Source organism: Amycolatopsis sp. cmx-11-12, from assembly GCF_046269425.1.
Taxonomy (GTDB): Bacteria; Actinomycetota; Actinomycetes; order Mycobacteriales; family Pseudonocardiaceae; genus Amycolatopsis.
In genome coordinates, this window is record NZ_JADNQM010000099.1 from 1 (window position 1) to 1,185 (window position 1,185).

At 66.6% G+C, this 1,185-nt stretch carries 1 protein-coding gene; it reads right to left on the reverse strand.

Translation table 11 applies throughout. From position 1 onward, the window contains the following. Positions 1-1,122: IS1380 family transposase (locus tag ACLARN_RS44085; RefSeq protein ID WP_409497451.1), on the reverse strand; the 1,122-nt coding region annotated here is incomplete at its 3' end. Positions 1,123-1,185 lie beyond the last annotated feature (63 nt).

Below are 1,185 nucleotides of genomic sequence, written 5' to 3' on the forward strand. Positions count from 1 at the left end.
GATCAGCCAGGCGTGGTTGGCGGGGAACCGGCCGGAGGGGAAATGTGCGAGGGCTGCGTCGTTGAGGTCGGCGAAGACTTGCTCGATGATCGCGTGCTTGCGGTGATACTCGTCGGCGGTGTGCAGGTCGAAGCCGGTGTCGGTGAACACGGCGTGGTAGTTGAAGACGCGGAACAATTCGCCCTGGTCGTTCCGCTTGAATCTCGGGGTGCGGCGGACCAGCAACCGTGCGGTGACCTGACGGCCGGGGTTCTCGGCGGTGTGGACGAACGCGGTCAGCGTGGTCTCGGCGATCTCGGCATGGGTGATCAACTCGCCGGATAACGGGTCGGGGATCGGGTGCCGGTAGGCGATCTCGGTCCAGGCGTCCTCGCCGATCCGGTCGATCACGGTCTTCACTGCCGCGTTTTTCTGGGCGGTGACCGAGAAATATGCGCCCGCTTTGCGGATCGCGGCGATGATCGGGCCGGTGAAGAACGCGGAATCGGCGCGGACCACGATCCTGCCGGTCGCCCCGGCCCGGCGCGCGAGCCCGATCGCCTCGGTGATCATCGACGCCGCCCCGCGGCGGGAATCGCAGTTCCCGCCACGCAACCGGGCGGCCAGGATGACCGGTGCGGAGACCGGGCTGGAGAGGGTGGCGACCAGGTGGTTCAGGCCGCGGACCCCGTTATAGGCGAACCCGCTGCCCTGCTTGGCATGACCGTAGGTTTCCTTGATCTTGGCGTCGATATCGATAAACGCCAGCTGACCGGCACCAGACAACAGCGATGGAACCCGCTCGGCCAGCCGCACCAGCGTGTCGGCGGCGGCCGAGGCGAGCTGAGCGACGTGGCCGTGAGTGAACCCTCGCAACCACGAACCACACGTCGAGGGTGCCCGAAGACCGGTGAACAACCGGCGCATCCCACCGTGCCGGATCACATCCAGATCCTCGATCGAGTCCCCGCCGGCGACCATGCCCGCCACCACCGACAGTGCTTTCGCGCCCGTGTTCGCGCCGACCGGAATCCCCAGGTCAACCCGGCCTTCGATCAGCCCGCCCAGGCCGATGTCCTCGGCCAGCCGCAGCACCGGCACCAGCCCCGCGCACGACACGAGACTTTCATCATCGAACCTCACCGACACCGATCCGGCAGTATGAGATGATCGCATCCAGCAGATGCCCTCTCGCTCAGTGGTTTT